Source organism: Azotobacter armeniacus (genome assembly GCF_054779355.1).
In genome coordinates, this window is the sequence record NZ_BAAGYK010000120.1 from 65308 (window position 1) to 90840 (window position 25533).

At 62.0% G+C, this 25533-nt stretch carries 23 protein-coding genes; 22 read left to right on the forward strand and 1 reads right to left on the reverse strand.

Features of this window, described 5'->3' with window-relative positions:
- Positions 1-9: 9 nt before the first annotated feature.
- The 9 genes from ACYVD0_RS16485 to ACYVD0_RS16525 all read left to right on the forward strand — a co-directional run bounded on the left by ACYVD0_RS16485 (position 10) and on the right by ACYVD0_RS16525 (position 7035).
- Positions 10-459 carry a DUF421 domain-containing protein gene (locus tag ACYVD0_RS16485; protein WP_460427817.1) on the forward strand — a complete coding sequence of 150 codons (450 nt, stop codon included), beginning with the start codon at positions 10-12 and terminating at the stop codon, positions 457-459.
- A 131-nt stretch (positions 460-590) separates the two neighbouring features.
- Positions 591-2021: a cytochrome ubiquinol oxidase subunit I gene (locus ACYVD0_RS16490; RefSeq protein ID WP_460427818.1), complete on the forward strand. Its 1431-nt coding sequence runs from the start codon at positions 591-593 to the stop codon at positions 2019-2021.
- 3 nt (positions 2022-2024) lie between these two features.
- Complete coding sequence (cydB, locus tag ACYVD0_RS16495) at positions 2025-3032, forward strand: cytochrome d ubiquinol oxidase subunit II (protein ID WP_460427819.1); 1008 nt, start codon at positions 2025-2027, stop codon at positions 3030-3032.
- Positions 3033-3604: 572 nt separating this feature from the next.
- Positions 3605-3775, forward strand: a complete 171-nt coding sequence (locus ACYVD0_RS16500; RefSeq protein ID WP_460427820.1) for an Em GEA1 (EM1) — start codon at positions 3605-3607, stop codon at positions 3773-3775.
- 28 nt (positions 3776-3803) lie between these two features.
- Positions 3804-3974, forward strand: a complete 171-nt coding sequence (locus ACYVD0_RS16505; RefSeq protein ID WP_460427821.1) for an Em GEA1 (EM1) — start codon at positions 3804-3806, stop codon at positions 3972-3974.
- Positions 3975-4094: 120 nt separating this feature from the next.
- Complete coding sequence (locus tag ACYVD0_RS16510; protein ID WP_460427822.1) at positions 4095-4538, forward strand: KGG domain-containing protein; 444 nt, start codon at positions 4095-4097, stop codon at positions 4536-4538.
- 726 nt (positions 4539-5264) lie between these two features.
- Entirely contained in the window at positions 5265-6314 is a 1050-nt protein-coding gene (locus ACYVD0_RS16515) for an AI-2E family transporter (protein WP_460427823.1), read from the forward strand.
- Between the two features lie 260 nt (positions 6315-6574).
- Positions 6575-6820, forward strand: coding sequence for a hypothetical protein (locus ACYVD0_RS16520; RefSeq protein ID WP_460427824.1), 246 nt, complete (start codon positions 6575-6577; stop codon positions 6818-6820).
- Between the two features lie 56 nt (positions 6821-6876).
- Positions 6877-7035: a DUF1328 domain-containing protein gene (locus ACYVD0_RS16525; protein ID WP_460427825.1), complete on the forward strand. Its 159-nt coding sequence runs from the start codon at positions 6877-6879 to the stop codon at positions 7033-7035.
- A gap of 356 nt (positions 7036-7391) precedes the next feature.
- Here ACYVD0_RS16525 and ACYVD0_RS16530 read toward each other — a convergent pair whose 3' ends face one another.
- On the reverse strand, positions 7392-7655 hold the full coding sequence (locus ACYVD0_RS16530; protein WP_460427826.1) for a hypothetical protein: 264 nt from the start codon (positions 7653-7655) through the stop codon (positions 7392-7394).
- 783 nt (positions 7656-8438) lie between these two features.
- On the opposite strand from ACYVD0_RS16530, the gene ACYVD0_RS16535 reads away from it, so the two are divergent.
- The 13 genes from ACYVD0_RS16535 to ACYVD0_RS16595 all read left to right on the forward strand — a co-directional run bounded on the left by ACYVD0_RS16535 (position 8439) and on the right by ACYVD0_RS16595 (position 25375).
- Positions 8439-9749, forward strand: a complete 1311-nt coding sequence (locus ACYVD0_RS16535) for a nucleotide sugar dehydrogenase (protein WP_460427827.1) — start codon at positions 8439-8441, stop codon at positions 9747-9749.
- 112 nt (positions 9750-9861) lie between these two features.
- Complete coding sequence (gene alg8 / locus ACYVD0_RS16540; protein WP_460427828.1) at positions 9862-11343, forward strand: glycosyltransferase family 2 protein; 1482 nt, start codon at positions 9862-9864, stop codon at positions 11341-11343.
- A 36-nt stretch (positions 11344-11379) separates the two neighbouring features.
- The gene (locus ACYVD0_RS16545; RefSeq protein WP_460427829.1) at positions 11380-12534 is read left to right on the forward strand and encodes a PilZ domain-containing protein; all 1155 of its coding nucleotides are present in this window, start codon (positions 11380-11382) and stop codon (positions 12532-12534) included.
- A gap of 13 nt (positions 12535-12547) precedes the next feature.
- Positions 12548-13933 (forward strand): alginate biosynthesis protein AlgK, encoded by a 1386-nt coding sequence (locus tag ACYVD0_RS16550; RefSeq protein ID WP_460427830.1) that lies wholly within the window; start codon positions 12548-12550, stop codon positions 13931-13933.
- Entirely contained in the window at positions 13930-15417 is a 1488-nt protein-coding gene (locus ACYVD0_RS16555) for an alginate export family protein (protein WP_460427831.1), read from the forward strand. Before ACYVD0_RS16550 ends, ACYVD0_RS16555 begins: the two co-directional genes overlap by 4 nt.
- 29 nt (positions 15418-15446) lie before the next feature.
- Positions 15447-17024, forward strand: coding sequence for a mannuronan 5-epimerase AlgG (algG, locus tag ACYVD0_RS16560; RefSeq protein ID WP_460427832.1), 1578 nt, complete (start codon positions 15447-15449; stop codon positions 17022-17024).
- 19 nt (positions 17025-17043) lie between these two features.
- Positions 17044-18498 carry an alginate O-acetyltransferase AlgX-related protein gene (locus tag ACYVD0_RS16565; protein WP_460427833.1) on the forward strand — a complete coding sequence of 485 codons (1455 nt, stop codon included), beginning with the start codon at positions 17044-17046 and terminating at the stop codon, positions 18496-18498.
- 8 nt (positions 18499-18506) lie between these two features.
- Entirely contained in the window at positions 18507-19631 is a 1125-nt protein-coding gene (locus ACYVD0_RS16570) for a mannuronate-specific alginate lyase (protein ID WP_460427834.1), read from the forward strand.
- Between the two features lie 191 nt (positions 19632-19822).
- Positions 19823-21325: an MBOAT family O-acyltransferase gene (locus tag ACYVD0_RS16575; RefSeq protein ID WP_460427835.1), complete on the forward strand. Its 1503-nt coding sequence runs from the start codon at positions 19823-19825 to the stop codon at positions 21323-21325.
- A gap of 12 nt (positions 21326-21337) precedes the next feature.
- A complete protein-coding gene (locus tag ACYVD0_RS16580) occupies positions 21338-22504 on the forward strand; it encodes an alginate O-acetyltransferase (RefSeq protein ID WP_460427836.1) in 1167 nt (388 codons plus the stop codon).
- A 35-nt stretch (positions 22505-22539) separates the two neighbouring features.
- Positions 22540-23184 (forward strand): alginate O-acetyltransferase AlgF, encoded by a 645-nt coding sequence (locus tag ACYVD0_RS16585; protein ID WP_460427837.1) that lies wholly within the window; start codon positions 22540-22542, stop codon positions 23182-23184.
- 94 nt (positions 23185-23278) lie between these two features.
- Complete coding sequence (locus ACYVD0_RS16590; protein ID WP_460427838.1) at positions 23279-24724, forward strand: mannose-6-phosphate isomerase type 2 family protein; 1446 nt, start codon at positions 23279-23281, stop codon at positions 24722-24724.
- 186 nt (positions 24725-24910) lie between these two features.
- Positions 24911-25375 carry a multidrug transporter gene (locus ACYVD0_RS16595; RefSeq protein WP_460427912.1) on the forward strand — a complete coding sequence of 155 codons (465 nt, stop codon included), beginning with the start codon at positions 24911-24913 and terminating at the stop codon, positions 25373-25375.
- Positions 25376-25533: the final 158 nt, after the last annotated feature.

Here is a 25533-nt window from a genome sequence, read left to right on the forward strand (position 1 = left end):
GAGATGGCCATGGATGCCGTTCTTCGAGCCGCCGCGATCTATCTGATCCTGCTGGTCCTGTTCAAGATCGCCGGCCGGCGCACCCTGGCGGACATCACCAATTTCGATCTGCTGCTGTTGCTGATCATCGGCGAGGCGACGCAGCAGGCGCTGCTGGGCGACGACTTCTCGTTCATCAATGCGGTCATCGTGATCGTGACGTTGATCGTCATCGATGTCGGCCTGTCGCTCGTCAAGCTCAGGTTCGGCCGGATCGATGCGCTGATCGAGGGCACCTCGACGCTGATCGTCGAGGACGGCCGCCCTTTGAAAAAGCGCCTGAGCGAGGCCCGGCTGCGCGAGGAGGACATCCTGCTGGCAGCACGCCAGAGCCAGGGCCTGGAGCAGATGCAGCAGATCAAGTACGCGATTCTCGAGAAGAACGGCAAGATCTCGATCATCCCCTATTCGTCCGGATGACCTGGCCCAGCAGCAGCCGTCCCCTGCCCGCTTCGTCCGGGGGCATGAAAAATCATTGAACGTCGCGGCGCAGCCTCTCTCCAACCCAGGATGGGCATCCCTCTAGCGCCGCTGCTCCAGGAGGATTTGTCATGTTCGGATGGGAAGCACTCGACCTGGCCCGCATCCAGTTCGCCTTCACCGTGTCCTTCCACATTCTCTTTCCGGCGATCACCATCGGCCTGGCCAGCTATCTGGCGGTACTCGAAGGGCTTTGGCTGAAAACCAAGGAAGAGGTCTACCTCGACCTGTACCACTTCTGGCTGAAGATCTTCGCGGTGAACTTCGGCATGGGAGTGGTTTCCGGCATTGTCATGGCCTATCAGTTCGGCACCAACTGGAGCAATTTCTCCACCTTTGCCGGCAGCGTTATCGGCCCATTGCTCGCCTACGAGGTGCTCACCGCCTTCTTCCTTGAAGCCGGCTTTCTCGGGGTTATGCTGTTCGGCCTGAACCGGGTCGGTCCTGGGCTGCACTTCTTCTCCACGCTGATGGTGGCGATCGGCACGCTGATCTCGACGTTCTGGATTCTCGCCTCCAACAGCTGGATGCACACTCCGCAAGGCCATGAAATCATTGATGGGAAAGTCATTCCGATGGACTGGCTGGCGGTGATCTTCAACCCCTCCTTCCCCTACCGTCTGCTGCATATGGCGGTCGCCGCCTTTCTCGCCACGGCCTTCTTTGTCGGCGCCTCGGCGGCCTGGCACCTATTGCGCGGGCGCGACAACCCGGCGGTCCGCAAGATGTTTTCCATGGCCATGTGGATGGCGCTGATCGTCGCCCCGGTGCAGGCGCTGATTGGCGATTTCCACGGCCTCAATACCCTGGAACACCAGCCGGCGAAGATCGCCGCCATCGAAGGCCATTGGGAGAATGTCGACAACGAAGCGACGCCGTTGATCCTCTTCGGCTGGCCGGACATGCAGCGTGAGGAAACCCGCTTCAAGGTGGAAATCCCTGTGCTCGGCAGCGTGATTCTCAAGCACAGCCTGAGCGAGCCGATTCCAGCCCTGAAGGATTTCCCGCCGGAGGACCGCCCCAACTCGACCATCGTGTTCTGGACCTTCCGGATCATGGTCGGACTCGGTCTGCTGATGATCTTCACCGGCCTGTGGGGACTGTGGCTGCGCCGGCGCGGCAACTTCTACCAGTCGCGGCCCTTCCTGCGCCTGGTCCTGCTGATGGGACCATCCGGGCTGATCGCCATCCTCGCCGGCTGGTTCACCACCGAAATCGGCCGCCAGCCATGGGTGGTCTACGGCTTGCTGCGCACCCGCGACGCGGTCTCGGCGCATGGCGTCGTCGAAATGAGCATCAGCCTGCTGCTGTTCGTGGTGGTCTATCTGGCGGTATTCGGCATCGGGTTTGTCTATGTGCTGCACTTGGTCCACAAAGGACCGGTAACCGACGAGGGGCGCGAGCCCATCAGCGGTGGTGCGGGCCAGCAGCGCACGCCGGCCCGACCGCTGTCCGCTCCCGAAGAAGGTCTGGACAATGACGAGCCGAACGCGAGGAATTGAACCATGGGCATCGATCTTTCACTGATCTGGGCGGCGATCATCAGCTTTGGCGTGATGATGTACGTGGTGATGGACGGCTTCGACCTCGGCATCGGCATGCTCTACCCGTTCTTCAAGGACGCCCATGACCGCGACGTGATGATGAACACCGTGGCGCCGGTCTGGGACGGCAACGAAACCTGGCTGGTGCTCGGCGGCGCCGGACTCTTCGCGGCTTTTCCGCTGGCCTATGCGGTGATCCTCTCGGCGCTCTACCTGCCGCTGATCTTCATGCTGATCGGCTTGGTGTTCCGTGGCGTGGCCTTCGAGTTCCGCTTCAAGGCCCGCGAGGACCGACGGCACATCTGGGACAAGGCATTCATCGGCGGCTCGCTGGCGGCCACCTTCTTCCAGGGCGTGGTTCTGGGCACCTTCATCGGGGGCATTCCTGTGGCCGACGGCCAGTTCAGCGGCGGTGCGCTCGACTGGCTGGCGCCGTTCCCACTGTTCTGCGGCCTCGGCCTGATCGTCGCCTACAGTCTGCTCGGCTGTACCTGGCTGATCATGAAGACCGAAGGCCGCCTGCAGCGACGCATGCACGATCTGGCCAGGCCGCTGGCCCTGGTGCTACTGGCGGTGATCGGCATTCTCAGCCTGTGGACGCCGCTGGCCCACGACGCCATCGCCCGGCGCTGGTTCAGCCTGCCCAACCTGATCTGGTTCATACCGGTACCACTGCTGGTACTGCTGAGCGTCCGGGCGCTGCTACGCTCGGTGGCGAACAACGATCATGCGCGGCCCTTCGTGCTCACCCTGGTGCTGATCTTCCTCGGCTATAGCGGCCTGATCATCAGCCTGTGGCCGAACATCATTCCGCCAGCAATATCGATCCATGACGCCGCCGCGCCGCCGCAGAGCCAGGGCTTCGCGCTGGTTGGAGCGCTTTTGATCATTCCCATCGTCCTCGGCTATACCGCCTGGAGCTATTACGTGTTCCGCGGCAAGGTAAAGCACGGCGAGGGCTACCACTGAACTCCGCAATGATTGCAGGTTGGACGAAACCTGCCGCAGCGGTTGTTCGGGCGCCTGGCGAAAGCCGCAGGCTACACTGCCCATCGCCCTGCTCGCCCGACACCCGTGCGCCAGAGTCCTTCAGGAGGAATGGCCACCGGAGTTCCCGCTCTTCATTGCCCATTTCCTAGCTAATTAGTGCACATTGTTTATATTTATTTGAAAAATTGATTTTTGCTCTTCCAAGCCACCTGGCTGTTTGACTGCTCTCCACTCTGCAAAAGCTGAGTCTCCCCCCCGAGCTCATACAACCAAGGCCATGGCATTGGCCGAAACTTGAAATATACCGCCTTGAAATAGACCTTCTTTGAAAACAATATATTCATCCATTCGTCGGCATTCGGAAACCTTGACTATCATTTGACATCGAAATTAGCAACTGTTCCCAAAGCAAATCTTTGCTGGCTGCCAGACACTCATACAAGCAGACCACCGCTTGAGCAGAAGCACAGGCAGCCATGGATCAAGAAGCGCACTGTCTGCTTTGGAAAATAGTTGAGCCATCAAGACACCTGCAAAAAGGAGGTGGGGCCATGAACAAAGCCAAAGGCAGCATGAACGTCAGTAAAGCAGGCTGGCAAGGAGGTAATGCCACCTCCGCACGTCATGGACGAGAGTTCTATGAGCAGATTGGCTATAAAGGTGGCCCCAAAAAAGATGGTGTGCATATGCGCTATTCCATCGAAGCACAAAGGAAATTCTGAGGAAAACACTGAACCGAGAGGTAACGTCATGGCCAATGAAAAAGGTTCAATCAGTGTAAGCGAAGCCGGCCGTAAAGGCGGCGAGGCTCGCAAAGAGCAACTGGGACCGGAAGGGTACTCCGAACTCGGCCATAAAGGCGGGCAGCGCGTTCGTGAGCTCATCAAAGAAGGGAAAAAAGCCAAAGGCGAAAAAAAATAGCCCAGACTCCATGAACAGGTAAGTACACGAGCGGCGATACCAAAGGAACTGGACTGGTTGACAAAGGAATAGCAAACGACCAAGCCCTACATGCAAGTCCGAAACAATCAGGAGAGCATCATGGCAACTTCACACCAAAACCCGGGCGGTACATCGCAGAAAGGAAAAGGCAGCATGAGCGTGAAAGAAGCCGGCCAAAAAGGCGGTGAAATTCGCAAGGAACAACTCGGCCCGGAAGGCTATTCCGAACTGGGCCATAAAGGCGGTGAAGCCCGCAAGGAACAACTCGGGCCGGAAGGCTACTCCGAAATGGGCCATAAAGGCGGCGAAGCTCGCAAGGAACAACTCGGGCCGGAAGGCTATTCCGAACTCGGCAAGAAAGGCGGCGAAGCTCGCAAAGAGCAGCTCGGCCCGGAAGGCTATTCGGAGCTTGGCCATAAAGGAGGCCAGCGAGTACGCGAGTTGATCGAAGAAGGAAAGAGAGCGGAGAGCCAGGGTCAAGGCCGTCAAGAGGGTCGCAGCCAATCCAAGCAAGAGGGCCACGACCGGGGCGGGAAAAGCTAAGGAATGCTCCGATCTGACATGGTCTTGAAAAAGGGGGATATTTCTCCCTTTTTCAAATCGAGAGGAGGACAGGATGACTCGAAGAATGGGAGGGCAATCGTCCTCATATCACTCATCATCTGATGAAGTATCGACTACCCTGCCAGCAAACGACAAATGCTAGAGCATGTGCAAAAAAGGAAGTGAAGATGAAGTTGTCGATATCATCAAAGCTCTGCCGGAAAGGGAATACCATGACATGGCGTAAGTCATGAAGGCCTATGGCGAAATCCACTAGCTCACTACAGCCGATCAGGGTTGTGCGCAGTGCCGGCCCTGAAGTTGTCAACAGCAGCTTTGTCTGATCGTCTGGAGTCCCGCATGAGACTTTCCGGGCGGATGAACTACGCTTCTCTTTCAATCGAGGCTATCTTCGCTGACTCGAACAGGCCACACAGCGCCAGCACATGCCTGTGGCCCCGAGGATGGACCGAGCCCATGCATCACTACTGCACACTCTGGCCATTATCCGGATTTCGATGTGCCGAAAGCCTCCATGCAGGCTTTCCAGGCGCCAGCTATCCTGAACCTCGCCACAGCACCTGAAGGCCTCGCGATGGAGAATTCCCGCGCAAGCGTCCACGATGCCAAGACCAAGGCCCGGCCCGCTTCAAGCCTGCGCCGCACCGGCCTACCCCGGAGCCGAATCCCCACCATGCGGCATGCCTGACCATGGCCTAGATTGCAATGATCAATCCACGCTTTGAATACAGGGTCTTCCTGTTCTTGTTGGTCCTGATTTCCCTGGCCTTTGCCTGGCTTATACTTCCCTTTTATGGCGCAATCTTCTGGGCGATCGCACTGGCCATTCTCTTCCATCCTGTACAACTATACGTTCAGCGCTGCTTCAGGGGGAACTATCCAAACCTGAGCTCATCAATCACCTTGATAATTTGTGTGATCGGTGCGGTCCTTCCCATCATCATTATCTCTAGCCTATTGATTCAGGAAGGCGCCATCCTCTATACCCAGCTCGAGGCTGGCCAGATCGACTTCAGAAGCCTTCTCGAGGGATTCAAGGCACGCCTGCCCCCCCCTCTGCAAACCCAGCTGTCCCACTTCGGCCTGGACAACCAGAACGAGTTTCGTGACAAGATCGCCAGCGCCGCCATGCAGGGCAGCCAATTCCTGGCCACCAAGGCCTTCTATATTGGCCAGAATACCTTTCAATTCATTCTCAGCTTTTTCGTCATGCTCTATCTGCTGTTTTTCTTTCTCAGGGATGGTACTGCCTTGGTTAGGCAGATCAGGGAGGCCATTCCCCTCAGCGAAATGAAAAAGAGCCGGTTATTTCAGCGATTCACTTGCATGGTACAAGCCACCATCAAAGGTAGCATTATCATTGCGGTCATTCAGGGGGCCCTGGGTGGGGTGATATTTGCCTTGATAGGCATTCCTCGTGCCTTGATCTGGGGAGTCGCGATGGGCTTTCTGTCTTTTTTGCCAGCCTTGGGAACGGGCCTGATCTGGGTACCGGTAGCCGTCTACTTCCTTCTCAGCGGAGCGATTCTGAAGAGTGTGCTACTCACTGTTTGTGGCATTTTCATCATCGGTCTGGTGGACAATATCCTGCGACCCATTCTGGTGAGCAAAGACACCAGAATGCCGGACTATCTGGTCCTGGTGTCGACACTAGGTGGCCTGGCCCTGTTTGGCCTCAGCGGCTTCGTCATTGGCCCCGTGATTGCCGCTTTATTCGTGTCGACCTGGAGCTTGTTCTCAACCCAGACTCGCTAGTGGCAGCGCCTCGGCAGAATGCAGAATAGGGAAATACTCTCAGCCACGCCCAGCCACGCCGCTTCGTGCAAATTGCATAGTGGAGCCAGCGCGAATCCTGCACCCTGCAACACAAGCGGCTCTGCTCTATAACGATATCTCCTTGAAATGGAAAGCAATCCAAGGACTTTCATGCCGTGGTGCGATACTTGCTAGCTTGGTAAATGACAAGCACCGGACTGTAAAACAATGTCGCATGAAACAACCGAAGGATTTTCAAAATGAACCACGGCAAAATCCATTCTGTTCTGCGTAGCAAAGTCCTGCCTGCAAGTATTGTGCTCATCTTGACTCTGGGTTCAGCAATGTACTGCAGGAATACTCTCCCCCTCGATAGCGATGCATTGACCGAACTTGAGAATTCCTCTCTCTCTCTGCAGCCAACGCGCCCTCTGGACAGTCCCCCGATGACCATCCAGAAGGGCAACCATTACACATTGGAACGCCAGCAGCGTTGGATTTTTTGAGTCTCTGGGTATCTTATGGATTATAGTCATCAAACCCATAAGCGAAGGAGCATAAAATGCTAACTTGGTCTATTATATTCCTGGTTATCGCAATCATTGCAGGGTTACTTGGCTTCGGTGGTATTGCAGGAACCGCCACCGGCATCGCGAAGATTCTTTTCGTGCTCTTCCTGATTCTTTTCGTTATTTCTCTGTTGTTCGGCCGCACGGGCTAGCCTGACGAAGGCTTGAAGCAGCACGCTATTTTCAATCTGGGCTCGCCTGTCGCATGCCAAAGGGTGGCCCTATCGTAAACTGAGCTGCCACTCTTCTTCCGTCCATTGTCTTGCGCTTCGCCCGACCGATCAGGCCGGGCTGCGCAGCTCCCTGTAAGAGCCGGGACGCTGACTGTCGGCCAGTGCCGCCGCCTGCGTGGGCCTTCGGCCCTGCAGCAGCCAGTCGATCTGGATGGCGTCCGCCAAGTGGCCGCCATACCCCTCCGCCCCATGCACCGGGCCGACCGGCCATCCATGCGGCCATGCGCTCTCATCCCGCGACGGCGCACATCCAACTTCCATTTAGTCTTACTGCGTCACAAGCGCAGATGCCACATGCACGAGCCACAGGATGAGCAGTGGCAAAGCTCAAGCATCAGGTAGGCGCCGAGCTGATGACGCAGCGTCATGATCGAGCTCGAGACGTGACGTTGTGTACGCTGGACTGCCGCGCGGGAGGTAACCCGCGGGAAGCGCAGGCATTGGGCATTCGCTACATTTTTCCCCTCGACTGTCCTGCTCGGCAGCACGCTCGCGACCCAGGCGCTGCACGGCAGGAAACCATAGGCGTCGATGCTCAAGCCGGCATGCGCCCGCCAAGCGGTTCGTTGGTTCCCTGGCGCCAGGTGATATTCATGAACACTTCGGGCGACAGCGAGCCACCGCAGGCAACCATCCGCTCAAGATGGCCAGCCTCTGCAAGGCAGGATGCGCCTCATGCCGAGCAAACGCCTGAAGCCCTTTATTGGGCTTTCCCAGCACTCAAGATAATATCTAAATGATATCAATACAGTGGCACAAGTCCTACTATATTCTGATTTTTGATATCAAACCGATATTAAACAGGGGCCTTTCTCAAAAAATCCGTCTATTCCATGATGGCTAGCCGATGGCCGTGGAACTTATCTCATTACCGGCAATCTGTATTGAGACAGACGTGCTAGCCACTGGCAAACTGCCAGAGTGACACACAGAGGAAGGGCAACCCATTAGGGAACTATCGTAGAAAAAATGTTTCTTAGGCCTGCAACCGATCGGCTCCAGAAACATGAATGTACAAGCACCACGAAAGGTCAAAGAAGTCAGCAAGAATTCCAATAAAATTTGGATGCTGTAATGGCAAAGCGATAGCGGCCTGCGGCAAGCGGGCGAGCCATGAGGGACGATCTCCCGTGGAACGCTTGAGCAGTCGATGAAGCATCCCTGAAAACCTGCCTGCTTTTTTTAACGCCGACAATGTATAGGCGTAAAACTTATTAACTGTAGTTCGGCCTGCAACTTCGGTTGAGGGCCGCCGGCAACCTGATGGCTAAGGTTTTTAGTCATCAATTTTCTGTAGCTAAACAAAGGACGAGGTGACCGCGATGCGTATCAGCATTTTCGGACTGGGCTATGTGGGTGCAGTATGTGCTGGCTGTCTTTCGACGCGCGGGCACGATGTGCTCGGCGTGGATATTTCCGCAGCCAAGATTGATATGATCAACCGGGGAAAATCCCCCATCGTCGAACCGGGACTGGAAGAACTGCTGGCAGAGGGTGTGAAAACCGGCCGTCTGCGCGGCACTACCGATGTGACCGCAGCGATTCTCTCCAGTGACCTGTCCATGCTCTGCGTCGGCACGCCGAGCAAGCTGAACGGCGATCTGGAACTCGACTATATCGAGGCGGTATGCCGCGAGATCGGCTCCGCCCTGCGCGACAAGAACGAGCGTCACACTGTAGTGGTGCGCAGCACCGTGCTGCCGGGCACCGTACACAACGTGGTGATTCCGGCTCTCGAGAAGTTCTCCGGGAAGAAGGCCGGCGTCGACTTCGGCGTGGCGGTCAACCCCGAGTTCCTGCGCGAAAGCACCGCGATCAAGGACTACAACTTCCCGCCGATGACCGTGATCGGCGAGCTGGACAAGGCCTCGGGCGACGCACTGGAAGCCATCTATGGCGAACTCGACGCACCGATCATCCGCAAGGACATCGCCGTCGCCGAGATGATCAAGTACACCTGCAACGTCTGGCACGCTGCCAAGGTCACCTTCGCCAACGAGATCGGCAACATCGCCAAAGCTGCCGGCGTCGATGGCCGCGAGGTGATGGAAGTGGTCTGCATGGACAACAAGCTCAACCTGTCCCAGTACTACATGCGTCCGGGCTTCGCCTTCGGCGGCTCCTGCCTGCCCAAGGACGTGCGCGCCCTCAGCTACCGCGCCGGCCAGTGGGACGTCGAGGCTCCGCTGATCAACTCGCTGATGCGCAGCAATGTCGCCCAGGTGCAGAAGGCCTACGACATGATCGACAACCACGGCTCGCGCAAGGTCGCTCTGCTCGGCCTGAGCTTCAAGGCCGGCACCGACGACCTGCGCGAAAGCCCGCAGCTGGAACTGGCCGAGATGCTGATCGGCAAGGGCTTCGACCTGAGCATCTTCGACAGCAACGTCGAATACGCCCGCGACCACGGAGCAAACGGCCAGTACATCAAGTCCGAGATCGCCCACGTCTCCTCCCTGCTCAAGTCCGACCTGGACAAGGTTGTCGCGGAGGCCGACATCATCGTCCTCGGTAACGCCGATCCGCGCTTCGAGAAACTGGCCCACCAGGTTCCGGCCGGTAAGAAGGTAATCGACCTGGTCGGCTTCATGCCCCAGCGCACCAACGGCGACGCCGAAGGGATCTGCTGGTAAACCCGCCGCCGGCCCGCCCCCTTTGGGGGGCGGACCTGGGAAGGCCGCACAAGAACAACAATAGCGCCGTCCATGCCGGCCCGCGAATACAGATGACGGACTCATAACGATTATGGACAGGTTCAAGCATGCCCTTGGGGAAGCCACCGGCTGGCTGCTCTTCCTCAGCTTCCTGATGCTGCTGGCACTCAGTTTGCCACCACAGGTGTTCGATCCGGAATCGAAGCATTTCATCATGCTGATTGGCCTCATCGGCATGTGGCGCTACTCCATGGGGCTCATCCACTTCCTGCGCGGCATGCTGTTCCTCTATGTGGTCTTCCCCTATTACCGGCGCAAGGTGCAGAAGCTGGGCAAGGACACCGATCCTTCCTATGTGTTCCTGATGGTCACCAGCTTTCGCATCGACGCCCTGACCACCGGCAAGGTCTACGGCTCGGTGATCCGCGAGGCGATCAACTGCGGCTACCCGACCACCGTGGTCTGCTCGATCGTGGAAATGTCCGACGAGCTGCTGATCAAGAGCCTCTGGGAAAAGCTCAACCCGCCGGACCGGGTCAAGCTGGACTTCGTGCGCATCGCCGGCACCGGCAAGCGCGACGGCCTGGCCAACGGCTTCCGCGCCATCTCCCGGCACATGCCCGACGAAAACGCGGTGGTCGCGGTGATCGACGGCGACACCGTGCTGAACACCGGCGTGGTCCGCAAGACGGTCCCCTACTTCAAGATCTTTCCCAACATGGGTGGCCTGACCACCAACGAATTCTGCGAAGTGCTGGGCGGTTACATCATGAGCGAGTGGCACAAGCTGCGCTTCGCCCAGCGTCACATCAACATGTGCTCCATGGCGCTGTCCCACCGCGTGTTGACCCTCACCGGACGGATGTCGGTGTTCCGTGCTGCGGTCGTCACCGATCCCGAATTCATCATCGATGTAGAAAACGACAACCTCGACCACTGGCGTCTGGGCCGCTTCAAGTTCCTTACCGGCGACGACAAGTCCAGCTGGTTCAGCCTGATGCGCCTGGGCTACGACACCTTCTACGTGCCCGACGCCTCGATCCACACCGTCGAGCACCCGCCGGAGAAGCGCTTCGTCAAGGCCAGCCGCAAGCTGATGTTCCGCTGGTACGGCAACAACCTGCGGCAGAACTCCCGCGCGCTGAAGCTCGGCGTCCAGCGCCTGGGCTGGTTCACCTCGGTGGTGCTGTTCGACCAGCGCGTGTCCATGTGGACCAGCCTGCTCGGCCTGATCGTGGCGACCATCGCCAGCCTCAAGTATGGCATCGCCCTCCTCCTGGTCTACCTGCTGTGGGTCTGCTCCACCCGCCTGGTGCTGACCCTGTTGCTGGCGGCTTCCGGACACAGCATCGGGCCGGCCTACCCGCTGATCCTCTATTACAACCAGATCGTCGGCGCCTTGGTGAAGATCCATGTGTTCTTCCGCCTCGACCAGCAATCCTGGACGCGCCAGGACACCAAGCTCAACCGAGAACTCGCCAGCTTCCAGAGCTGGTTCAACAACTGGTCGTCAAAGGCCATGACCTTTTCAGCGGCCAGCATCTTCGTTGCTGTGCTGATGCTGTCGGTCTGACCGGGAATGAATGATCGAGAAGGAAGACATCCAACCATGAATACCGCACTCAATGTCAATGTGGTCCACGAGTCGGAAGCACAACGCCAACACGCTCGGGTCAAACTGCCAGGAAAGATTCGCTTCCTGGGTGCCAACCGGGAAACGGTCGAGCAGCGCCTGATCGATATTTCCGCCGGAGGCTTCAGCTTCGCCAGTGGCAAGCCCATCACCCAGCAGGGCGCCTTCCACCGGGGCAAGCTGCTGTTCCAGCTCGACAACCTGGGCCTGGCCATGGACGTGGAGTTCCAGGTGTGCAACCTCGACCCGGAGAACGGCCGCACCGGCTGCCAGTTCCACGGTCTGGGCGCCCGGGAGATCGCCACCCTGCGCCAGCTGATCACCTCGCACCTGAGCGGCGAGCTGGTCACCGTCGGCGACGTGATCTGCACCCTGCAGCGCGACAACTTCACCAAGGAGCGCAAGGGCAAGGGACTGGCCCAGCAGAGCATCTTCGAGCGCGTGCGCGCAGTCAGCTTCAGCCTGGCGATCTTCATCGCCGGCCTCGGCGCCTTCGGCCTGATCCTCAAGCAGCTCTACGGCCTCTACTTCATCACCCATGCTGAATCGGGCATGGTCAGCGTGCCCAGCATGCAGGTGACCATGCCCCGCGAGGGCACGGTGCAGAGCCTGGTCGGCCCGGACGGTCTGGTCGCCAACGGCGCGCCGATCGCATCCTTCTCTGCCTCCATGCTGGAAATGCTCAAGGGCCACCTGGACGAGGAGCAGCTCAACCCGACCAACGTCGAGAAGCTGTTCACCCAGCAGATGAAGGGCACCCTGACCAGCCCATGCGACTGCAAGGTCGTCGCTCAGCGCGTGGCCAACGGCCAGTATGCCTCCAAGGGCCAAGTGATTTTCGAGCTGCTGCCAAGCGATGCCGCGGCCACCATCGAGGCGCGCTTCTCTTACCGCGACTTCGCCAAGGTCAAACCGGGCACCCAGGTCAGCTTCAGCGTTCCCGGCGAGGAGGAGCGACGCTACGGGCGGATCGTCAGCAGCGCCCTGCAGGACGAAGGCCTGTCCAGCGATATCCGCGTAATCATCCAGCCCGAGCAGCCCCTGGACAGCAGCCTGGCCGGTCAGCCGGTGGAAGTGGTCATCGACCGCGGCCCCTCGCTGATCGACAAGGCCGTGACCGCCGGACTCTGAGAGGACCCCTCAGTTGAACCTGACCAAGCCCCTGCTGCTCTCGGCGCTGGCCGGCCTGACGGCCTGCGCCAACCTCGACCTGCCCGACCAGCGTCTGGCGAAAGAAGCCCTGCAGCGCGGTGACACCCAGACCGCCGAGCGACATTTTCGCCAGCTCGCCGAGATGGGCTTCACCGACGCCCAGCTCGGCCTGGCCGACATGCAGCTGGCCAGCGGCGATCCCGAGCAGCTGCGCAAGGCGGAACAGACCTACCGCATGGCACTGGACGCCTCGCCGCGGGCCAAGGCCCGCTTGGGCAAGCTGCTGGCCTACAAGCCCACCAGCAGCGAGGCGGAGAAGCGGGAGGCCGCGCAACTGCTCGGCGACGCCTTCGCCTCTGGCGAGGACGGCGTACTACTGCCCCTGGCGATGCTCTACCTGAAAAATCCGCAGAGCTTTCCCGACGTCAGCCTACAGCAGCGCATCGACCAGTGGCGGGCCGCCGGGCATTCCCAGGCGGACATCGCGCAGATCGTTCTCTACCGCACCCAGGGTACTTATGACCAGCACCTGGACGAAATCGAGCGGATCTGCCAGCAACGCCTCGCCGAACACAGCGACTGCTACATCGACCTGGCCACCGTCTACCTCAAGCGCGACCAGGACGACCGCCTGCAGGCACTGGTACAGCAGCTGCTGACTGCCCATCGCAGCGGCGCCGTGCCGGCGCAGCTGGTCATGGACGTCGCCGGCGTGCTCGCCGACCCGCTGCTCGGCAGCTCGGACGAAAAGACCGCCCGCGCCATGCTCGAGGAAATCGCCCCGACCTACCCGCCCGCCTGGGTCGGTCTGGCGCGCCTGCTCTACGACTTCCCCGGCACGGGTAACATCGACCAGATGCTCGACTACCTCGAGCGCGGCCGCGCCGCCGCCCAGCCGGCGGCCGACCTGCTGCTCGGCCGGCTCTACTACGAAGGCAAGCTGCTTCCCCAGGATCCCTTCAAGGCCGAGGAGTATTTCCTCGAGGCCCGCGCCACGGAAAACAGGGCCCACTATTACCTGGGCCAGATCTACTTCCGCGGCCACCTCGGCGAGGTCTACCCGCAGAAGGCCGTCGACAGCCTGCTGACCGCCGCCAGAGGCGGCCAGGCGAGCGCCGACTACACCCTCGGGCAGTTGTTCTCCCAGGGCCGCGGCATCCGCATCGACTTGGCCAATGCCTACGTCTTCGCGCGCCTCGCCGTGCTCCAGGGCCGACCGGACTCCGAAGTGCTGCTGCAGGAAATCGAGAGCAGGATCGCTCCCGCAGAACGCACCCGGGGTGAACAATTGCTGCACGTTGAACAGCAGGCTCGTTATGGCGCGTGGCAAGCCCCGACACAGCTACAAGCCAAGCAAAACGAACAGGAAGCACTATGAGTAGGAAGCAATGCATAAGCGCCGGATTGGGCCTTGGAGCCACTCTACTCTGCTCCACTCCCCTTCTGGCAGCCGTCGGCCCTGACCGCAACTTCGGCTTGGAGGTGAAGATCACCGCTGAGTCGGAAGACGACCGCGACCTGGATACCCGTAACGGCGGCGACACTGAGGGCATCGCCCTCGACCTGCGGCCCTGGGTCTACGGCCAGCGCGGCAACTGGGGCGCCATGGTGATGCTCCAGGCGGTCACGGGTACCGACATCGTCGAGACCGACCCGATCGCCCCCACCCTCGACGATGAAGACGGCACTGCTCCGGGGTTCAAGCGCGACAACAGCCGCGACCCGGACAAGAGCTACCTCGCCCTGCGCGAGTTCTGGATCGACTACAGCGGCCTCACCAGCTATCCCGGCGAGCACCTGCGCCTCGGTCGCCAGCGCGTGCGCAGCCCCACCAACGAAGGCACCTGGTGGGATATCCACATCGAGTCGCTGAACTGGGTCATGGATACCAGCCTGCTGCGCGCCCAGCTCGGCGTCGCCGAACGCTTCGACGAGTACCGCACCGACCTCGACAACCTGAGCCCGGAAGACAAGGACCGCACTCACGCCTTCGGTGGCCTCGACTACCAGTGGCGACCGGGACACTGGGCTGGCCTCAAGGTGCACCACACCAGCGACGACGGCGACCTGCCGGACAGTCAGCGGGAAGTCTACGAGGACAAGCAGAGCAAGTCCTACACCGGCGACCTGACCTGGCTGGGCGTGCACCTGGACGGTGACTTCTTCAACCACCGCTCGACCATGCCGCTCAACTATTGGGCCGAATTCACCTGGCTGACCGGCGAGATGGACAAGCGGAACTTCGCCAGCGACGGCCGCCCTGACCACCGCAAAGACATAGATGTCGACGCCTGGGCTGTGGATCTTGGCCTGCGCTGGAGCCTCAATGACCGCTGGAAGATCGGTGCGGCCTATGCCCGCGCCAGCGGCGGCGAGGGTGACGACGAGTCCGAGCAGTTCATCCAGACCGGCATGCACAGCAACCGCTCCAGCTTCACCGGCCTCCAGACGCGCATCCACCGCTTCGGCGAGGCCTTCCGCGGCGAGCTGACCAATATGCAGGTAGGCACCCTGTTCACCTCCTGGAAGCCGAACCAGGACTATGAAGCCAGCGTGATCTACCACCGCTTCTGGCGGGTAGACGACGATGAAGAGCTCGGCCAGAACGCCATCAGCCCGTTCGACAAGAACGGCAAGGACGCTCTGAAGGCCGGCGAGAAGGACCTCGGCCAGGAAGTCGACCTGGTAGTCACCCGCTACTTCAACCAAGGCATGCTGCCGGCCGGCTGGGGCGGAGAACTGGACGAGCAGTCCGCACTGATTCGTCTGCGCGGCGGCCTGTTCTTCCCCGGCAGCGCCTATGCCAGCAAGGGCGACACCACCATGCACCGGGTCTTCGTCGACATGATCTGGCGCTTCTAAGGTCCAGCGGCACGCTGAGAGGATCGAACATGAACTTGCAACGGAAACCTGCATCCACCCAGCTCAAACCCTTGCTGCTCGGCGTGCTGCTGGCCACCAGCGCCTGGAGCCAGGCCGCCCCGCCGGAGCCGGCAGGACAGTCTGCCCCCATCCCCATAGATTCGAAGCAGTACAGCGTCACCAGCGCCTCGATCGAAGCCCTGAAGCTGGACCCGCCCACGCTGCCGGACCTCTCCGGCTACACTCCCGAGGCGGTGGAGGCCAAGATTCAGCGCAAGCCCGGCGGGCGCATCGTGGTGCGGCGCATGCTGCAGCAGGACGCCCTGAAGGACTTCACCGGCGGCAACGAACGCCTGCGCGAGTGGGTTACACGCCAGCGCGGCATGCCCCAGGCGATCTTCATCGAGGGCGGCTACGTCGAGCTGAGCCAGCTGGCCAGGCAACTGCCGGCCAGCCAGTTCGCCGAAACCGCACCGGGCGTCTACGTGGCGCGCCTGCCGATCGTCGTCAATCCCGGCGCGACCCTGCACATCGACAAGAACACCAAGGAGCTGCGCCTCTCCGAAGAGCGCGGCGCCTTCCTGGTCAACGACGGCAAGCTGTTCATCACCGACACCAGGGTGATCGGCTGGCGCGAGGCCAGCAACGGCCCGGCCAGCTTCCGTGGCGAGAAAGTCTTCCGCCCCTTCCTGGTGTCCTGGGGCGGTACCGACACCTATATCTCGCGCAGCACCATTGCCAGCCTCGGCTACAACACCAGTAAGTCCTACGGCGTGAGCATCACCCAGTACACGCCGGAGATGCACAAGCGCCTCAAGCGCCCGCACCCGACCGGCTGGCTGATCGATTCGATATTCGAAGACATCTACTACGGCTTCTACTGCTACGAGGCCGAGGACGTGGTGCTCAAGGGCAACACCTACCGTGACAACATCGTCTACGGCATCGACCCCCACGACCGCTCGGAACGCCTGATCATTGCCGAGAACCACGTTTACGGGACGAAGAAGAAGCACGGCATCATCATCTCGCGGGAAGTCAACAACAGCTGGATCATCAACAACCGCACCCACGACAACAAGCTGTCGGGGATCGTCCTCGACCGTAACAGCGAACACAACCTGGTCGCCTATAACGAGGTGTACCAGAACCTCTCCGACGGCATCACCCTCTACGAGAGCTCGAACAACCTCATCTGGGGCAATCAGATCATCAACAACGCACGCCACGGCATTCGCATGCGCAACAGCATGAACATCCGCATCTACGAGAATCTCGCCGTCGCCAACCAGCTGACCGGTATCTATGGCCACATCAAGGACCTCAGCGACACCGACCGGAACTTCAAGCTCGACCCCTTCGACACCAAAGTGTCGATGATCGTGGTCGGCGGCAAGCTGGTCGGCAACGGCTCGGCGCCGATCTCCGTGGACTCGCCGCTGAGCCTCGAGCTCTACCGCGTGGACATGCTCGCCCCGACCAAGAGCTCTGGCCTCTCCTTCTCCGGCGTCCTCGGGGACAAGCAGGATGAAATCCTCGACCTCCTGGTACGCCACCAGAAAGCCGTGCTGATCGACCCTATCGACACGACCGAAGCCGAGCTGTAGAAACGACGAGACTGTGTACATGAATACCCAGAACAGCAAATGGATTGGAATTTCCACGCTGGCCGCGGCGATCGCCTTGACCTCCGCCGGCCTGCGCGCCGAAACGCCCGCCGGGCTTCCCGTCTACCGGGCCGAGGCCTGCTGCAACCTGTGCCCCGCCACCGCCGACGCCAGCCTCTACGACACCGGCTACCTGAAGAACTTCACCACCCTGGTGCAGGGCAACGAAAGTGACTGGCTGTTCCGTACTCAGGAGGACCTGCGGACCGAGTTCGGCACCAGCCCCGAGGGCTACCGCCGGCTCAAGCAGCTGCGCGACGCTCTCAAGAGCTACGGTGTCGAACTGGTGGTGGTCTACCAGCCGACCCGCGGCATGGTCAACTACGACAAGCTGGCTCCCGCCCAGCGCGCCAGCTTCGACTTCGACAGGGCACTGAAGAACTACCGGCAGACCCTGAAGCGCTTTGAGGAACTCGGCCTCCGGGTCCCCGACCTGACGCCGCTGACTGACGAACACGCCAAGCCTGCCTTCTACTTCCGCGGCGACCAGCACTGGACCGCCTACGGTGCCGAACGCACCGCGCGGATCGTCGCCGAGACCGTCAAGCGGATCCCCGGTTTCGACGACATCCCCCAGAAAGAATTCGTCACCCGCAAGATAGGCCGCATGGGCAAGCGCGGCACCCTGCACCGGGTCGCCGGCCAGCTGTGCGGGACCAGCTACGCCTTCGAGCACAGCGACCAGTTCTTCACCGAACCCAAGGGCGAGAGCGGCGGCGACGACCTGTTCGGCGAGAGCGGACTGCCGCAGATCACCCTGGTCGGCACCAGCCACAGCGGCCAGAACTACAATTTCGCCGGCTTCCTCTCCGAACACATCGGCGCCGAGATTCTCAACGTCGCCTTCCCCGGTGGCGGCCTGGAAGGCTCGATGATCGAATATCTGGGCAGCGATGAGTTCCGCCAGAGCCCGCCGAAGATTCTCATCTGGGAATTCTCCCCGCTCTACGACTTGGCCTCGGACAAGATCTACCGCCAAGTCCTGGCGCTGCTCGACAACAACGCCTGCGAGGGCAGCCCGCCGCTGCTCACCGGCAAGGCCACCCTGCGCCCCGGCGAGGGCAGCAAGGAGGTGCTGATCAACGGCGCCAGCAAGCTGATCAACGCCACCAACGCCGGCCATCAGCTAGACATCCGCTTCAGCGACCCCTCGGTGAAGAACCTGGAAGGCACCATCTGGTACATGACCGGCCGCCGCGAACTGGTCAAGCTCGAAAAGCCCACCTCCGCCGAGACCGATGGCCGCTTCGCCTTCCAGATGCGCGACGAGGCCGACTGGGGCGGACTGAATTTCTTCGCCCTGGAAATCCAGCCGCCGGAGGGGCTCAAGGAGCCCGTCGAGGTCGAGGCGCGGTTGTGCAAGCGCCACGGCCAGCACGTCCCGGCCAACCTGACCGCCCGCAGCGGCAACTGAGGTTCACCATGCACAAGACCAGACTCGCCCTCCCCTGCCTGCTCGGCAGCCTGCTGCTGAGCAGTGCTGTCCACGCCGCCAGCGCCCTGGTTCCGCCCAAGGGCTACTACGCGGCGGTGGTCACCCGATCCGGCGTGGCGCAGGCCTGTCCGGTGGTACCCGAGCCCTATACCGGCGAACTGATCTTCCGCAGCAAGTACGAAGGCTCGGACTCGGCCCGGTCGACCCTCAACAAGGAGGCGGAAAAAGCCTTCCGCACCAAGACCGCGCCCATCACCCAGATCGAGCGGAGCATCAGCCGGATGGTCATGCGCTACATGGAGAAGGGCCGGACCGGCGACCTGGAATGCGCCCTGGCCTGGCTGGACACCTGGGCCGCGGACGGCGCACTGCTCTCCACCGAGTACAACCACACCGGCAAGTCCATGCGCAAATGGGCCCTTGGCAGCCTGGCAGGGGCCTACCTGCGCCTGAAGTTCTCCAGCTCGCAGCCACTGGCGGCCTACCCGGAACAGGTGCGGCGTATCGAGTCCTGGTTCGCCAAGGTGGGCGAACAGGTGGTCGAGGACTGGAGTGCCCTGCCGCTCAAGCGGATCAACAACCACGCCTACTGGGCAGCCTGGTCAGCCATGGCCGCCGGTGTGGCGACCAACCGCCGCCCCCTGTTCGATTGGGCGGTCGAGCAGTTTCACATCGCCGCCGAGCAGGTCGACCCACAGGGCTTCCTGCCCAACGAACTCAAGCGCCGCCAGCGCGCCCTCGCCTACCACAACTACAGCCTGCCGCCATTGATGATGATCGCCGCCTTCGCCCAGGCCAATGGCATCGACCTGCGCGGCGACAACGAGGGTGCACTGGGGCGCCTGGCCAGCCGCGTGCTGGCCGGCGTCGAGCACCCCGAGCCGTTCGCCGAACGGGCCGGCGACGAGGACCAGGACATGGAGGACCTGAACATCGACGCCAAGTTCTCCTGGCTGGAGCCCTACTGCGCGCTCTATGCCTGCTCCCCCTTCCTACGGGAAAGAAAGGCCGAGATGGGACCGTTCAAGAGTTTCCGTCTGGGCGGCGACCTGACCCGGATCTTCGATCCAGACGAAAAGTCGTCCAGATCGACCGTCGGCAAGCGCAACTAGCGCGCACCGCAGCGTCACCCCAGCAGCCGGCAGTCCGTCCGTCGCCGGCCGCGGAGCCCCCCAAGGCAACGGAACAACCCCCAAATGCGCAACAGACGCAACCGGGAACGGACATCTTCGGGGGCTCCCGGGGGAGAGGCCGGGCTCACAGAGAAGCCTGAACAATTAGTGCTAAAAGCGAGACTCGGGTAATGGTGTTTTCATCCAACGTCTTCCTGTTTTTATTTCTGCCGGTATTCCTCGGGTTGTACTACCTGAGCCCGGCGCGCTACCGCAACCTCTTGATCCTGATCGGCAGCTATGTCTTCTACGCCTGGTGGCGGGTCGACTTCCTGCTGCTGTTCGTGGTGGTCACCCTGTGGAACTACGGGTTTGGCCTGCGCATCTCCACCGCCGGGGTGCGCAGCCCCGCGGCGCAGCGCTGGCTGCTGTGGGGCGTGGTCGGCAACCTGGCGACCCTGGGCTACTTCAAGTACGCCAACTTCGGCATGGCCAACCTCAACGCCGCGCTCGAGGCAGCGGGAATGGACCCCTTCGTGCTCACCCACGTGATCCTGCCGATCGGCATCTCCTTCTACGTGTTCCAGTCGATCAGCTACCTGATCGACGTGTACCGCGGCGATACCGAACCGACGGAGAACCTGATCAACTTCGCCGCCTTCATCGCCCTGTTCCCGCAACTGATCGCCGGCCCGGTGCTGCGCTACAAGGACCTGGCCGACCAGTTCGTCGAGCGCAGCCACAGCCTCGACAAGTTCTCCGAAGGGGCGAGCCGCTTCATGCAGGGCTTCGTCAAGAAAGTGTTCATCGCCGACAGCCTGGCCCCGCTGGCCGACCACTGTTTCGCCCTCGCCGAGCCCAGCACCGGCGATGCCTGGCTGGGCATGATCGCCTACAGCGCCCAGCTGTACTTCGACTTCTCCGGCTACAGCGACATGGCCATTGGCCTCGGCCTGATGATGGGCTTCCGCTTCATGGAGAACTTCAATCAGCCCTACATCAGCCAGTCGATCACCGAGTTCTGGCGCCGCTGGCACATCAGTCTGTCCACCTGGCTGCGCGACTACCTCTACGTGCCGCTGGGCGGCAACCGCCACGGCACCTTCAAGACCTACCGCAACCTGCTGCTGACCATGCTGCTCGGTGGCTTCTGGCACGGTGCCAACTGGACCTTCATCGTCTGGGGCGCCTGGCATGGCAGTTGGCTGGCCATCGAGCGCGCCCTCGGTGTCAACGCCGCACCGAAGCGCATCAACGCGCTGCGCTGGGCCTTCACCCTGCTGCTGGTGATGCTCGGCTGGGTGATCTTCCGCGCCGAGAACCTCGACGTGGCCTGGCGCATGTATGCCGCCATGTTCAGCTTTGGCGACTGGCACCTGTCCGAGCTGAACAGCGCGCAGCTGACCAGCCTGCAGATCGCCACCCTGCTGCTCGCCTACCTGGTGATGGCCGTGTTCGGCATTCGCCAGTTCTACGCCCAGCCGCTCACCGGCGCACCCAAGACCAAGGCGAACGACCAGGGCGATGCCCAGGTCATCGCCTATTCGTCGAACGGCACGCTGGCCTATTCGCAGTCGTGGCTCGCCGAGCTGCCGGCATTGGCGACCCGCATGGCACTGCTCCTGCTGTTCGTCGCCTCGGTGTTGAAGCTCTCGGCACAAAGCTTTTCGCCCTTCCTCTACTTCCAGTTCTGAAGAGGGATCGCCATGAACAGAACTTTCAACCTGATCTACGTCGGTACCTTCACCGGCACCCTGCTCGCCCTCAGCCTGTGGTCGCTCAAGGGGGCTACCGGCTTCTCCACCGCCGACGACACCCCGGTGCTCAACGGCAGGCTGGCCCTGAACTTCGAGAAGCATTATGACGCCGAATTCCCCATCAAGCGGATCGGCACCAACCTCTGGGCCGCGCTGGACTTCAGCCTGTTCGGCGAAGGCCGCCCCGGCGTGGTGGTCGGCGCGAACGACTGGCTGTACAGCGACGAGGAGTTCAAGCCCACCGCCGCCGGCCAGCACAACACCCTGGACAACCAGGCGCTGATCCAAGGCGTGCGCGCCACCCTGGCGCAGCACAACGTGCAGCTGGTAATGGCGATCCTGCCGGCCAAAGCGCGCCTGTACCCGGAAAACTTCGGCGAACAACGCCCGGCGCCCCTCCACGAGCGGCTCTACCAGAACTTCCGCCGCGCCATGGGCGATGCCGGCATCCAGGCACCGGACCTGCTCGGCCCGCTGCGCCAGGCCAAGGCCGAGGGTCCGGTGTTCCTGCGCACCGACACCCACTGGACGCCCTACGGCGCCCAGGTCGTCGCCGGCCAGTTGGCCACGGCGATCAAGCCGACCGGCCTGCTCCCCGAGATGGGCAGTGTCTACATCACCGAAACCGCGCCGGGCGGGCCGCACAAGGGCGACCTGACCAACTTCCTGCCGCTCGATCCGCTGTTCGAGGAGCTGCTGCCGGCACCGGACCAACTGACCAAGCACAGCACCCACGCGCAGGAGGAGAGCGGCGCCGGCGCGGACGATCTGTTCGCCGAAACCCAGGTGCCGGTGGCCCTGGTCGGCACCAGCTACAGCGCCGACGAGCGCTGGAACTTCGCCGGCGCGCTGCGCCAGGCGCTCGGCAGCGATCTCGTGAACTTCGCCGAGGACGGCCGCGGGCCGATCCTGCCGATGCTCAAGTTCCTGCAGAGCGATGACTTCAAGAACGCACCGCCGCGCCTGGTGATCTGGGAGTTTCCCGAACGCTACCTGCCGATGGCCTACGACCTGAGCGAATTCGACGCCCAGTGGATCGCCCAGCTCAAGGCCGCCGGAAGCCAGGACAAGCACCTGGCCGGCAATACCGCCACCCCGCAGGGCGCGCGCCGCTGAGCGCCCGTCCGCCGATTTGCCAAGGAGTACCTGAAATGACTCGACTGCACCGCAAACACCGCACCGCCCTCGGCCTGAGCCTGCTGCTCGGCTTCGCCGGCTCCAATGCCCAGGCTGGTGATGGCGCGCTCTACGAGGCCATTGCGCCCAAGGGCTCGGCCTTCGTGCGCCTCTACAACGCCGGTAACCAGGAGACCAGTGCCAGCGTCGGCAGCGTTTCACTGGAGGCGATCTCGCCGCTGGCCAGCAGCAGTTTCGAATACCTGCCGGCCGGCCAGTACAGCGCCCGCATCGGCTCCCACAGCCTGCCGGTGAACCTGTCGGCCGAGCACTACTACACGCTGGTGACGCAATCCGGCACCGCCCCACAGCTGGTCGAGGAGCCGGCCTTCAAGAGCAAGCAGAAGGCCCTGCTGCGGGTACAGAACCTTTCCGACAAACCGTTGACCCTGAAGACGGCCGACGGCAAGACCGAAGTAGTGAAGAGCGTGGCGCCCCAAGGCCGGGGCGACCGCGAGATCAACCCGGTGAAGGCCAGCCTGGCGCTGTTCGACGGCGAGCGCAAGGTCGCCGACCTCAAGCCGATCAGCCTCGCTCGCGGTGAAACCGTCTGCCTGTTTGTGACAGGCTCAGCGAACCAGATCAACCCTGTCTGGGTCAAACCTCCGGTGAAGGAGTGAGCTGTCCATCACAAATCACCTGCAAGACCAGTGCGGAACACCTGCAGGGACACAGCAAGAACGGCAATACCCCATCATCAAAGGAGAGCAAACTATGATTCCGGTGATCTTGTCAGGCGGCAGCGGCTCGCGGCTCTGGCCCCTTTCTCGTAAGCAGTACCCCAAGCAGTTCCTCGCCTTGACCAGCGAGCGGACGCTCTTCCAGCAGACCCTGCAGCGCCTGACCTTCGAAGGCATGCAGAGCCCCATCGTGGTCTGCAATCAGGAGCATCGCTTCATCGTCAAGGAGCAGCTCGAGGCCGTCGACCTGAAAGTCCAGGGCCTGGTGCTCGAACCCTTCGGCCGCAACACTGCGCCGGCCATCGCCCTGACCGCCATGAAGCTGCTCGCCGAGGGCCGCGACGAACTGCTGCTGGTCCTCCCGGCCGACCACGTGCTGGCCGACCAACAGGCCTTCGAGCAGTCCATCAAGGTGGCCGCCCAGGCCGCGGAAATGGGCGAACTGGTGCTGTTCGGCATTCCCGCCCGGCGTCCGGAAACCGGCTACGGCTACATCAAGTGCGACCTCGCCGTGCAGGGTGCCCTGCCCGAGGGGGCCAATCGCGTCCTGCAGTTCGTCGAGAAGCCGGATGTCGCCCGCGCCCGGGAATTCGTCGAGTCCGGCAACTACTTCTGGAACAGCGGCGTCTTCCTGTTCCGCGCCAGCCGCTTCCTCGAGGAACTGAAGGAGCATGAACCGGACATCTACGACAACTGCCTGCTGACCCTGGAGCGCAGCGAGCAGCACGACGATGAGCTGAGGATCGAGCCGGCCTCCTTCGCCTGCTGCCCGGACAACTCCATCGACTACGCGGTGATGGAGAAGACCCGCCACGCCTGCGCCGTGCCGCTGTGCGCCGGCTGGAGCGACGTCGGCTGCTGGGCCTCGATCTGGGACGTGCACGACAAGGACGAGAACGGCAACGTGGTCAAGGGCGACGTGATCCTCCACGACACCCACAACAGTCTGGTGCATGGCAACGGCAAGCTGGTCACCGTGATCGGCCTGGACAACGTGGTGGTGGTGGAGACCAAGGACGCCACCATGGTGGTCCACAAGGACCGCGTGCAGGACGTCAAGAAGCTGGTCAAGACCCTCGACGACCAGGGCCGCTCGGAAACCCAGAACCACTGCCTGGTCTACCGCCCCTGGGGCGCCTACGACTCGGTGGACATGGGCAGCCGCTTCCAGGTCAAGCGCATCACCGTCAAGCCGGGCGCCAGCCTCTCGCTGCAGAAGCACCACCACCGTGCCGAACACTGGATCGTGGTGTCCGGTACCGCCCAGGTGACCTGCGACGAGAAGACCTTCGTGCTCACCGAGAACCAGTCCACCTACATCCCGGTCGCCTCCGTGCACCGCTTGGCCAACCCCGGCAAGATTCTGCTGGAGATCATCGAGGTGCAGTCCGGCAGCTATCTGGGCGAAGACGACATCGAACGACTCGAGGACGTCTACGGCCGTACCGAGGGCACCCAGAACCGCTCCGTGGCCAACTGACCGTAATGCCATCCGGACTGCCCCGCAGGGGTCCGGACGCCCCCCACCGCCGGGCAATCCGGCGGATGGCGTGGTGCAGGCGCCAGGGCACTCCTCCGCCGTGGCCAGGCGGGCGGACTCCCCCGTAGAATGCTTGCAGCATCCTGCTTCGAGGCCGCCCATGTCCCTCCTTCGCGTCGCGCGCCCATGCTGATCGGCGCCCTGCTCTTCCTCACCTGGCTGGCCCTGCTGCTGCGCTATCCCGACAAGGCTGTCACAGTTTCCCTCGCCGCCGTGCTCGGCGTGGCGCTGATCGCCGCCGGGGCGCTCTGGCAGGAACAGCGCACCACGCAGCAGCTCGCCCAACTCGAACTCCGGCTGTACCACGCCCCCGCCGACTGCCCCGCCGACCGACCGCTGGCAGTGCACCTGCACAACGGCAGCCGCCTGCCCCTGCTGGAGCTGCGCTGGCGGGTCGCCGCCTATGCCCCCGGGGACAGCGTCGACCTGAGCGAGGACCGCTACGACAGGCCGCACTACAGCGCCCCCGGCGCCCTCCAGCCGGGCAGCGACTGGCACGCCTGCCTGCCCCTGCCGCCGCTGCGCCATGGCTACCGGGCGCAGACCCTGGAATTCCGTGCCGAGCGGCTGGACGGCCGTTTCGCCGACTGAGACGCCGGCCTTCCTTGGCCGTGCCCGGCCTGATATCAGCGGGTCAAGGCTGCCCAATGCGCCCTGCTGTGAGAGAATCGACGGTTTCCATCGATTTTCCAGCGCCCACATGCACACCACCTTCCATCCCTCGCAGCATCCGCCACGGCAGGGTCGCT

Coding starts and splice junctions, on each gene's coding strand:
- ACYVD0_RS16485 (WP_460427817.1), top strand. CDS start 10: ATGGATGCCGTTCTTCGAGCCGCCGCGATCTATCTGATCCTGCTGGTC.
- ACYVD0_RS16490 (WP_460427818.1), top strand. CDS start 591: ATGTTCGGATGGGAAGCACTCGACCTGGCCCGCATCCAGTTCGCCTTC.
- cydB (WP_460427819.1), top strand. CDS start 2,025: ATGGGCATCGATCTTTCACTGATCTGGGCGGCGATCATCAGCTTTGGC.
- ACYVD0_RS16500 (WP_460427820.1), top strand. CDS start 3,605: ATGAACAAAGCCAAAGGCAGCATGAACGTCAGTAAAGCAGGCTGGCAA.
- ACYVD0_RS16505 (WP_460427821.1), top strand. CDS start 3,804: ATGGCCAATGAAAAAGGTTCAATCAGTGTAAGCGAAGCCGGCCGTAAA.
- ACYVD0_RS16510 (WP_460427822.1), top strand. CDS start 4,095: ATGGCAACTTCACACCAAAACCCGGGCGGTACATCGCAGAAAGGAAAA.
- ACYVD0_RS16515 (WP_460427823.1), top strand. CDS start 5,265: ATGATCAATCCACGCTTTGAATACAGGGTCTTCCTGTTCTTGTTGGTC.
- ACYVD0_RS16520 (WP_460427824.1), top strand. CDS start 6,575: ATGAACCACGGCAAAATCCATTCTGTTCTGCGTAGCAAAGTCCTGCCT.
- ACYVD0_RS16525 (WP_460427825.1), top strand. CDS start 6,877: ATGCTAACTTGGTCTATTATATTCCTGGTTATCGCAATCATTGCAGGG.
- ACYVD0_RS16535 (WP_460427827.1), top strand. CDS start 8,439: ATGCGTATCAGCATTTTCGGACTGGGCTATGTGGGTGCAGTATGTGCT.
- alg8 (WP_460427828.1), top strand. CDS start 9,862: ATGGACAGGTTCAAGCATGCCCTTGGGGAAGCCACCGGCTGGCTGCTC.
- ACYVD0_RS16545 (WP_460427829.1), top strand. CDS start 11,380: ATGAATACCGCACTCAATGTCAATGTGGTCCACGAGTCGGAAGCACAA.
- ACYVD0_RS16555 (WP_460427831.1), top strand. CDS start 13,930: ATGAGTAGGAAGCAATGCATAAGCGCCGGATTGGGCCTTGGAGCCACT.
- algG (WP_460427832.1), top strand. CDS start 15,447: ATGAACTTGCAACGGAAACCTGCATCCACCCAGCTCAAACCCTTGCTG.
- ACYVD0_RS16565 (WP_460427833.1), top strand. CDS start 17,044: ATGAATACCCAGAACAGCAAATGGATTGGAATTTCCACGCTGGCCGCG.
- ACYVD0_RS16570 (WP_460427834.1), top strand. CDS start 18,507: ATGCACAAGACCAGACTCGCCCTCCCCTGCCTGCTCGGCAGCCTGCTG.
- ACYVD0_RS16575 (WP_460427835.1), top strand. CDS start 19,823: ATGGTGTTTTCATCCAACGTCTTCCTGTTTTTATTTCTGCCGGTATTC.
- ACYVD0_RS16580 (WP_460427836.1), top strand. CDS start 21,338: ATGAACAGAACTTTCAACCTGATCTACGTCGGTACCTTCACCGGCACC.
- ACYVD0_RS16585 (WP_460427837.1), top strand. CDS start 22,540: ATGACTCGACTGCACCGCAAACACCGCACCGCCCTCGGCCTGAGCCTG.
- ACYVD0_RS16590 (WP_460427838.1), top strand. CDS start 23,279: ATGATTCCGGTGATCTTGTCAGGCGGCAGCGGCTCGCGGCTCTGGCCC.
- ACYVD0_RS16595 (WP_460427912.1), top strand. CDS start 24,911: ATGCTGATCGGCGCCCTGCTCTTCCTCACCTGGCTGGCCCTGCTGCTG.